This is a genomic window from Streptomyces sp. MMG1533, from assembly GCF_001279775.1.
In the GTDB taxonomy this organism is placed as follows: domain Bacteria; phylum Actinomycetota; class Actinomycetes; order Streptomycetales; family Streptomycetaceae; genus Streptomyces.
On record NZ_LGDG01000167.1, the window covers coordinates 180,180 to 189,357 of the forward strand.

Here is a 9,178-nt window from a genome sequence, read left to right on the forward strand (position 1 = left end):
TGGACCACAGACTGTAGGCGGGTGCCGGTAGTAAACGGACTGATCCCTCCGATTGATAAAGTGGCCCGATGGCAGCAACGGAGAGCACACCGACCGCCAAGCGAGGACTTCGCGCGGACGCGCTGCGCAACAGGCAGCGCATCCTGGAGGCCGCACGGCAGATCTTCCAGGAGCGCGGGGTCGACGCGCCGCTCGACGAGGTCGCGGAGCGTGCGGGGGTGGGTGCCGGGACGCTGTACCGGCACTTCCCCACCCGCATCGCGCTCGTCGAGGCGGTCTTCGAAGAGGAACTCGCAAAAGTGGCGGCCATCGGGGAGGAGGCGTCGCGTTGCGAGGACCCGTGGGTCGGACTCAGCACCTATTTCGAGCGGCTCTGCGGCGCCATGGCGGCCGACCGGGGACTCGGCGACCTGTTCCTGCTCAGAATGCCCGCCTCGGACGAGCTGGAGGGCGTGTGCGACTCCCAGTCCCGCGCCCTGGCCGACCTGCTGCTGAGGGCACAGGAGGCCGGTGTCGTCCGGGACGACCTCGTCCCGGAGGACCTCTTCCTGTTCCTCGTCGCCAATGGGGCCGTCACCCAGATGACCCGCTGCGCCGCCCCGCACGCCTGGCGGCGCCTGGTCGCGCTTCTGCTGGACGCCTGCCGACCAGGAAGCAACGGGCCGCTGCCGGCCGCGCCGACACCCCTGCAGACCGAGCGTGTGAAGCGGGAACATGCGGAGGCCAAGGGGCTGAGGCCGGTGGAGAGCTCGAGTTGACCGTTGATATTCGAGGCGCCCACTGAGTGACGCAGGTCACACAGGGTGGCGGAAATAAGTGGAGAGCGCAGTCCGGTTCATCTGATCAGCGAACAGGGAGTGTCGGCGCGCCCTTGAATGACGCGCCCCTGACTGATCAGGAGGCTGCCATGACCCAGTCCGCAGTGTTTCGGGACGGAGCATCCCCCTCGCCGAACGCGGCGAAGCGGAAGGCCGATCGCGTTGTGCCGCTATGGGAAGCGGCCAGGGCGCAGCGCTTGAGCGGCGCGGCGCCCCGTGCCGGAGTCTCCCGGTGAGCTGCGCTGCCACCTGCGTGGTCCGTGGACGCGGCGCACGGCGTAAGCCGGTGTCCGGTCGGGCGGTGCCACGGGAGATCCGAATCTCGCTGTGTGCGGCTGGGGGCGTTGTGCTGGCGCTGCTCGTGTACGTCGTTCTCCTGTCCGTGTCCGGCCGTTCGGCGTTCTTCACCGAGGATGAGTGGGTGTCGTCCTCCGCCGGACGTCTGTGCCCCTATAGGGCTGCCGTGGCGGAGTGGGGAGCGGTGTTCACGCACGCGGCGGCACAGGCACTGACCTGAATCGTTGCCTTCATCCCCGTGCCCTTGGCGGTGTTGAGCCTTCTCTGGCTGGCCCGGCGGGACCAGAGACTCTACGTCCGGCTCGCCACCGCGTTGCTGCTGTCCGGCGCGGTCGGCCTCGGCGCCACCGCCATGGTGCGGGGATGGCCGGTGCACGAAACGTCCCTGATTCGCGACTACTTGGCGCTCCCCGGTGTCCATGCGGGCTGGTACGTCCTGATGGCCTTCGCGGTCGTCGCCGCCACCACGAAGACAGGGCCCCGAATCGGCGTGACGTTCATCGCGCTGTTCGCGGTCGTGACGGCACTGTGCACTACGGAGCACCCGATGGTCGATCTCCTGCCCGCGGCAGTTGGACCGCTCCTGGCGTGGTACGCCACAGGACGCCTTCCCCGGTGGGGAAAGCGGCAGTCGCGTGCGGCCGGGGACGCCTTTCCTGTCGTGCCGCAGGCCGGGACCGCCTCGGAGCGCGTCCCGTTGCGGCAGGCGGGCTGACGGCCATGGACGTGGGTGCTCTGATCGAGGCGGCCGGATGGTGGTCGTGCGTCGTCGTGTTCGCCGTGACGGCGGGGGAGACCAGTGCTTTCATCGGTGTGCTGCTGCCCGGTGAGACCGTCATCCTGCTCGCGTCCGCGCTCGCGGGCCGGGGCGATCTCGATCCTTTGCTCCTCTCGGCCCTCGTGGTGGCCGGTGGCATGACCGGCGACGGTCTCGGCTACGCCCTGGGCAGTGGTACGGGCGGAGCCCGAACGGCCGGCTGGTCCGCCGGATCCGGTCCGAGGGCCGGATCGGCAAGTCCCACGACTTCCTGACGCGTCATGGCGGCGCGGCGGTCGTCGCGGGCCGGTTCATCGGATTCGTGCGGACCTTCCTGCCCTTCGCCGCCGGGGGTGTCCGCCATGCGGTACCGCCGTTTCTTCCTCTTCAGCACGGTCGCCTCGCTGGTCTGGGGCATCGCCAACGTGCTCCTCGGCTACTTCGCCGGCGCCGCCGCCACCGACTTCCTGCACGAGGCCGGGCTGATCGGCGCGACCGTGCTCGCCGCCGTCGCCGTGGCGCTGTTCGGCCTCGTGTGGTTGCTCGGGTGTCGCCGGGACAGCGCGCGCGGGGCGGAGGTGGTGACCGCCACGGGCACTCTGCGGTCCGGCGTGCCGTGGTCACCGTGGGGCCGTGGATGCCGACGACCGTGCCGGGGCTTCCCCAGGACACCGTCCGGATGCCGATCTGCTGGTTCCGTCCAGCCGACGAGAAGGGTGGGGAAGGGCGGGAGAGATTCGGTCTCCACCGGTTCCCGGAGTTCATGCGGGAGGTCGACGGCGGTCAGGTGCTGTGGGGCAACGGCCGCGAGAACTCAAGGCTGACTGGCTTCAAGAAGCGCGGGTGACGAGAATCGAACTCGCGCTCTCAGCTTGGGAAGCGACGGCGCTTGGGCGGGCTCCAGGGAGTTGACCTGGGTGAATACCTCCCTTTCGAGGGCGCTGGTGGGGGTCGGATCACACCCAGGTCCGCCGACACTGTGGAGGTCTTCCCGGGCGCGACGGCGGGCCCCGCCGTCGGCGAGAGGCTCCCGGCTCCGGGTGTCCGGAGCCGGGAGCCTCAGGGGGCCGCTGGGAGGGTCAGTGGGCCGCTGCGATGCGGTAGGCCCGGATGACGGTCTGGGTGACGCTGCTGCCCGCCCTGTCCGTGGCGGTCATCCGCAGGGACGCGTAGCCGGCCCTGTTCGGGTGGTGGAGCAGGGCGCTGCCCGCAGCGCCGTGGCGGGTGACGCGGACGGTCTTCCAGGTGCGGCCGTCGTCGTAGGAGACCTGGAGCGTCAGCCGGGTCACGGCCGTCCGCTCGGCGCCCCCTGGCCGCTGCACGGTGAGGGGCAGGCGGAAGGCGCGGCCGGCGGGGGCGGCGCTGGTGAGGTCGACGGCTCCGCCGGCGTGCACGGTGAGCAGGGGCAGCACCGAGGTGGCCGAGCCGCGGGGCCGTGCCGAGGTGAAGCCCCAGGTCGTCGAGGTGCGGGTGCCGAGGGTCGTCCAGTCCGCCTTGTGGGTGACGCGGGCGGTGAGGGTGTAGTGGCGCTTGGCGGCGGTGGGGGCGGTGAGGAGGGCGGCGAAGGGGCTGGTCCGCTCGATCACGTGTCCGCCGGACGAGAGTACGACCTCTCCGGCCACCTCGTCCTCCGCCGTGGAGTAGTCGAGCTGCTGCCCGGCGCCGGCGGCCGCGAAGGGCGCGAACTCCAGGGTCAGGTCGTTTCCGGTGCGGGTGGAGGTGTAGACGGCGGGGCCCACGGGAGCGCGGTTCCAGTCGACGCGGTAGGTGCGGCCGGCCCGGTAGGTGCGGGGCGCGGTGATCTCCTCGTGGTCGGGGGCCGAGCCGTCGGGCCGGCTCTGCGTCGTCCCGAAGAGGTCCAGGGTGTGGGTCCAGCTCAGTCCCGGGGAGTAGTACTCGGTCACCCGGCTCGGCAGGGCGGTGCGCACGTCCGGGGCGTACGTCAGCAACCCGTCCTTGGCCGAGGGCACGTCGTTGCGTATCGCCACCGGGTGCCGGCCGCCCTGGGAGGCGTAGGCGCTCTGCACGGTGGCGAGGTCGCGGTTGTGGACGACCGGCTCGGTGTCCGCGGGGACGCCGCCGCTGTGTGCGGTGCGCAGGGAGTAGCGGTAGGGGTGACCCGCGGCCTTGCCCGTGAGGGTGGTCGCGGCGGCGTAGGTGACGCGGTGGCCGGTGGCCCGCGCGGTGGGGGTGGCGTACAGGGTGGCCTTGCTCCCGGCGACCGCGATGAGGTCGTAGGTGGCGTCGGTGTCCCCGTTCGTCGGCACCAGTTCCACGGAGGCCGTGGTGGAGAGCGCGGTGGCGTCGCGGTGGTCGGTGCGGGCGCCGACCCGGCCGGCCGTGCGTCCGTCGAGGAGCACGGTGCGGTCCTGGTCGGTGCGGACGCCGGTGGCGGCGAGCAGGGTCCGGGTGCCGGTGGTGCCCGTGCTGCTGGACGTGGCGAGGCTGTCGTCGACGCCGACGATGTCGTAGTCGTCCTCGGGCAGACGCAGCCGGGAGGTGCCGTCGGGGCCCAGCCTGACGTCCTGCTGGATACCGGTGTGCGGGCCGAAGACCGTCAGCAGCGCGCCTGCGGCGGGCTTGCCCTCGCGGTTGAGGCCGCTGATGGCCAGCGTGTGGCGGGCGGGCTCGGCGAACAGGCCGACCGCGGTGCGTACCGAGGTGCCCGTGGCGGTGGCGACGACGGCGCCGCCGAAGCGGCCGATCTGCGCCTTGGTGGTGCGGCCGGTGACGGTCGCCGTCGCGGTGCCGTGGGCCGGGACGGTCACGCTGCCGGCGCCCAGGGAGAACATGCCGGCCGGGGCGGCCTTGCCACTGGGGCCGTGTACGTCCAGGGCGAGCTTGAGGGTGACGGGCCGGTCGCCGTCGTTGCGGTAGGTGATCTGCCGGGTGGCGGTGGTGCCGGTGTGCGGCCAGGTGAACAGGCCCAGGTTGGCGGCGCCCGAGGTGGCGTACACCTTCTGCTTCAGCGCTCGGACGACGTCGAGGCGGCCGGAGCCCTGCTGGAAGGCGGTCAGGTTCTTCAGGCCGTGCGTGGAGGAGGTCAGGGCCTGCTTGAAGTCGGCGGCCTTCCAGGTGGGGTGGGCCTGGGCGAGCAGCGCCACCGCGCCGGACACCTGCGGGGTGGCCATGGAGGTGCCGGAGGCCTGGACGTACCGCGGGTTGGCCACGGGGATGTCCAGATTGGTGCCGTCGGCGCGGGCAGCGATGATGTCCTCGCCCGGCGCGACCATGTCAGGCTTGACGGCGTCGTCGCCGAGCCGGGGGCCCTGGCTGGAGAAGTCGCTGAGGGTGTCGCTCTTGGTGCTGCTGCCCACGGTGAGCGCGGCCTCGGCGCTGCCCGGGCTCTCCACCGTGCCGTCCACGCCGTTGCCCGTCGGCCCGCCCTCGTTGCCCGCGGCCACCACGAACAGGGTGCCGGTCTGCGCGGTGAGCCGGTTCAGGGCGGTGGACACCGGGTCGGCGCCGTCGGTGACCGTGTCGCCGAGGCTCAGGTTGACGGCGACGGCGTGCTGGGCGGCGGCCCACTCCATGCCCGCGATGATGTCGCTGTCGGTGCAACCGCCGTTGTCGTCGCAGACCTTGCCGACGAGCAGTCTGGCGCCCGGCGCCACCCCGGCGTACTTGCCCTTCGACGCCGCGCCGGTGCCGGCGATGATGGAGGCGGTGTGGGTGCCGTGGCCGTAGACATCCTTGATGCCCGACCCGGTGAAGTCCTTGGTGCCGGCGATCCCGCCCTTGAAGTCGGGGTGGGCGGTGTCGATGCCGGTGTCCAGGTCGGCGATGAGGACGTTCTTGCCGGTCACGCCGGACTTCCAGGCCGTCGGGGCACCGATGACCTTGTTGCTCTCGTCGTCCAGGACCCTGGCCCTCCCGTCCAGCCAGACTTTGCTGACGCGGCCGGACAGCCCGCCCTTCAGCAGCGAGTGCCACAGCTCGCCGGTGCTGTCCTTGGGCTGGGTGAGGGTGCTGCCGTTCACGGCCGACAGGGTGCGGCCGAGGTCGGCGCCGAGCGCGCTGAGCGTGGGACGGGCGGACGTCGTGCCGTGCCGCTGCGCGACGATCAGCGGCAGGGAACGCGACCGCCGGTCGTCCTGCCCGATACGGATCAGCTCCGTGACGTCGAACAACCGCGCGTCCAACGTACCGGCGGACAGCGGGTGTTCGGCGTCGGCGGGGATCACGCTGATGTGCTGCGTGCCGGATCGGCGGGCGCGTTGCACGCGGAAGCCGATGTCCTGCCTGCCCTCGCTGGGCAGCACGGACACGATGGGGGCTCCGCCGCCGGACCGGGAGCGCACGGTGACCCGGTCACCGGTGACGAGGGTGACCGTCCTGACCGTTCCCTTCCCCGTCGTCGCCGGATGCTGCGACGCCGAGCCCTTGGCCTGGGCGACCGGCCCCGACACGGCGACCGCGACGGTCACCACGCCGGCGAGGGCGGGGAGCAGGCCCCACCGTATGGACTTGTACAACGCGTACTCCTTCGCTGTCCGGCCGTTCGCCGGAAAGGTGATGGTGGGTCAGGCGGCGCGGGCGGCCCGTCAGAGGGTGGCGCGCAGGTGGCTGGATCACCGATCGTTCAGGTGAGAAGCGTTTTTCAGCGACCCACGGCGTCACCCTGAACAATCAGGGCCGCGGCCCGCGCGAGAAAAACGCGGGAATGCCGCCGGGGGCGTTCGCGCCATGTCCACCGGGTGTGAAGAGAGCCTCTCAATTCCCACCCAACTGGCAGCATTTATACGTTACTTGACTCGCCCATTGCACAGAACGCGAAATCCGGCTGAGTGATCACCGGGTGAGCCTGATCAGAACACGCGCGAGTGGTGCCGTCCTGGCGACCGCCTCGGCGCTCCTCGCGGTCACCGGCACGGCGCAGGCCGCGCCCACGGAGGCACGCGCCACCGTGACCCCGTCCGAGCGCGTCATCGTGATGAGGCGCGACCAGCACCCTGACCTCCTGACACGGACCGGAGCCGCCCGGCGGGCGAGCGCCCTCGGCAGGGACCAGCTGCCGCTGGTGCGCGAGCTCAGGGACAGCGGTGCCGAGCACCTGGTCCGTCTGAACGCGGTCAACGCAGTCTCCGCGACCGTGTCGTCGGCCGAGCGGGCGCGGTTGGCCGCCGACTCGGCCGTCGCCGCCGTCATACCGGACCGCTGGATCCCGGCACCCCGCACCGAGGCCGCCCGGTCCGCCGTCACGTCGGCGGCCGGGACGGCGACGGGACAGTGCCCGGCGGGGTCGGACAGCCCCATGCTGGAGCCCGAGGCGCTGCACCTGACCGGGACCGACGCCGCGCAGCGGCTGGCCACCGGTAAGGGGGTGAAGGTCGCGTTCTTCAGCGACGGGGTCGACGTGGACAACCCGGAGTTCGTCCGCCCCGACGGCAGCCATGTCATCACCGCCGTGCGGGACTTCACCGGCGACGGCACCGAGGACCACACCGACGGCGGCGAGGCGTTCGGGGACGCCGGGGCCATCGCGGCGCAGGGCGCCCGGACGTACGACCTGGCCGAGCAGCTGCCGTACGCGGGCCTGGCCAAGGGCTGCTCGTTCCGGATCCGCGGTTTCGCCCCGGACGCCCAACTGGTCGCCCTGAAAGTCTGGGGCGAGCACGCCGGGGGCTGGCTGTCCCAGATGGCGCGGGCCGTCGACGAGGCCGTCTGGAACGAGAAGGCCGACGTCATCAACCTCTCCACCGACTACGGCGCCGCGAAGGAGCGGACAGAACTGGGCCTCGACGGGCTGCTGCCGGCCGCCGTGGAGACCCTGGATGACCAGGCCGACCGGGCGTACACGGCGCTCCTCGGCTACGACAAGCCGCTGAACCGGCACATCTACCTGCGCCAGCTCCAGGACACCAACGAGGTGCTGTTCCACCGGGTGGTCACCTGCCACCTGGAGGAGATGCTGCCGATCGTCTACACCCCGACCGTCGGCGAGGCGTGCCGCCGCTTCAGCGAGATCTACCGCCGCCCCGGGGGCTGTTCCTGTCGTACGAGGACCCATCGCTTTCGGGAGATCCTGCGCAACCGCCCGCACGACGACGTGGACGTCATCGTCGTCACCGACGGCCAGCGCATCCTGGGCCTGGGCGAGCAGGGGGTGGGCGGCCTGGGCATCCCGATCGGCAAGCTCAGCCTCTACACGGCGATCGGCGGCATCCATCCCGCTCGTACGCTGCCGATCCTGCTGGACGCCGGGACGGACAACGAGGAACTGCTGAAGGACCCGCCCCGCCCTATCTGGGCCGCCGCGAACGCCGGGTGACCGGGGCCGCGTACGACGAGCTGGTGGAGGCTCTGGTGGCGGCCGTGGAGGCCGAGCTGCCGGGGACGCTGGTGCAGTGGGAGGACTTCGCGACGGCGCACGCCCGGCGCATCCTCACCCGCTACCGGGACCGGCTGCTGACCTTCAACGACGACATCCAGGGCACCGCCGCCGTCGCGCTCGGAGCACTGACCACGGCGACGCGGGTGGCGGGGACCCGGCTCGCCGACCAGCGGATCGTGATCCTCGGCGCGGGCTCGCCGCGGTCGGCGTGGCCGACATGATCCGTATCGCGATGGTCGACGACGGCGTGCCGGAGGAGGAGGCCGCCTCCCGGTTCTGGTTCGTGGACGTCGAAGGGCTGCTGACCGCCTCCCGTGACGGGCTGACCGACGAACAGCGGGTCTACGCCCGCGACGACGAACAGGAGCCGTATGGCCTGGCCGAGGTGGTGGACCGGGTCGAGCCGACCGTGCTGATCGGGCTGTCCACTACTCATGGCGCCTTCACGGAGGAGATCGTGCGGCGGATGGCGGCCTCCTGCAACCGGCCGGTGATCTTCCCCCTGTCCAACCCGGCCTCCCACGCCGAGGCCGACCCGGCCGACTTGGTGCGCTGGACGGACGACAGGGTGCTGGTCGCGGCAGGCTCCCCGTTCCCGCCCGTGACGGTCGACGGCCGCGAGGTGCCGGTGGCGCAGGCGAACAACGTGTACGTGTTCCCGGCCCTCGGCCTGGCGGTCACCGCGAGCTGGGCCACCCGGGTCACGGACCGGATGATGGTGGCCGCCACCCGCGCGTTCGGTGACTGCGCCGCCCAGGACGACAGCGACACCCCCGCGCCGCTGCTGCCGCCGCTGCGGGACATGCGGGACGCGGCCCGGGAGATCGCGCTGGCCGCGGCGACGGCGGCGGTGGAGGACGGCGTCGCCCCGAAGGCCACGTGGGAGGAGCTGCGCGCGACGGTCGGGGCCGCTCAGTGGAGCCCCGAGTACGCACGGTGACGCGCTGCCGCCCGTGTGCGGGCGGGAAGACG

The 9,178-nt window shown here is 72.0% G+C and carries 7 protein-coding genes and 1 pseudogene; 7 read left to right on the forward strand and 1 reads right to left on the reverse strand.

Going from position 1 to position 9,178, the window contains the following annotated elements; genetic code table 11:
* Window positions 1-68: 68 nt before the first annotated feature.
* From ADK57_RS18215 to ADK57_RS18230, 5 genes are all read left to right on the forward strand, one after another.
* Complete coding sequence (locus ADK57_RS18215) at window positions 69-758, forward strand: TetR/AcrR family transcriptional regulator (RefSeq protein WP_053750528.1); 690 nt, start codon at window positions 69-71, stop codon at window positions 756-758.
* A gap of 361 nt (window positions 759-1,119) precedes the next feature.
* Entirely contained in the window at window positions 1,120-1,335 is a 216-nt protein-coding gene (locus ADK57_RS49970; protein ID WP_159050095.1) for a hypothetical protein, read from the forward strand.
* A gap of 33 nt (window positions 1,336-1,368) precedes the next feature.
* Complete coding sequence (locus ADK57_RS18220; RefSeq protein ID WP_159050096.1) at window positions 1,369-1,830, forward strand: hypothetical protein; 462 nt, start codon at window positions 1,369-1,371, stop codon at window positions 1,828-1,830.
* 5 nt (window positions 1,831-1,835) lie between these two features.
* Window positions 1,836-2,147 carry a DedA family protein gene (locus ADK57_RS50485; RefSeq protein WP_053750530.1) on the forward strand — a complete coding sequence of 104 codons (312 nt, stop codon included), beginning with the start codon at window positions 1,836-1,838 and terminating at the stop codon, window positions 2,145-2,147.
* 362 nt (window positions 2,148-2,509) lie between these two features.
* On the forward strand, window positions 2,510-2,719 hold the full coding sequence (locus tag ADK57_RS18230) for a hypothetical protein (protein ID WP_199830611.1): 210 nt from the start codon (window positions 2,510-2,512) through the stop codon (window positions 2,717-2,719).
* 232 nt (window positions 2,720-2,951) lie between these two features.
* On the opposite strand, the gene ADK57_RS18235 is transcribed toward ADK57_RS18230, so the two are convergent.
* Window positions 2,952-6,347 carry a S8 family serine peptidase gene (locus ADK57_RS18235; RefSeq protein WP_053750532.1) on the reverse strand — a complete coding sequence of 1,132 codons (3,396 nt, stop codon included), beginning with the start codon at window positions 6,345-6,347 and terminating at the stop codon, window positions 2,952-2,954.
* A 323-nt stretch (window positions 6,348-6,670) separates the two neighbouring features.
* On the opposite strand from ADK57_RS18235, the gene ADK57_RS52465 reads away from it, so the two are divergent.
* Together ADK57_RS52465 and maeA are read left to right on the forward strand one after the other, a co-directional pair.
* Window positions 6,671-8,143, forward strand: a complete 1,473-nt coding sequence (locus ADK57_RS52465) for a S8 family serine peptidase (RefSeq protein WP_420711866.1) — start codon at window positions 6,671-6,673, stop codon at window positions 8,141-8,143.
* A gap of 23 nt (window positions 8,144-8,166) precedes the next feature.
* Window positions 8,167-9,146 (forward strand): annotated as a pseudogene (maeA, locus tag ADK57_RS52470) (oxaloacetate-decarboxylating malate dehydrogenase).
* Window positions 9,147-9,178 lie beyond the last annotated feature (32 nt).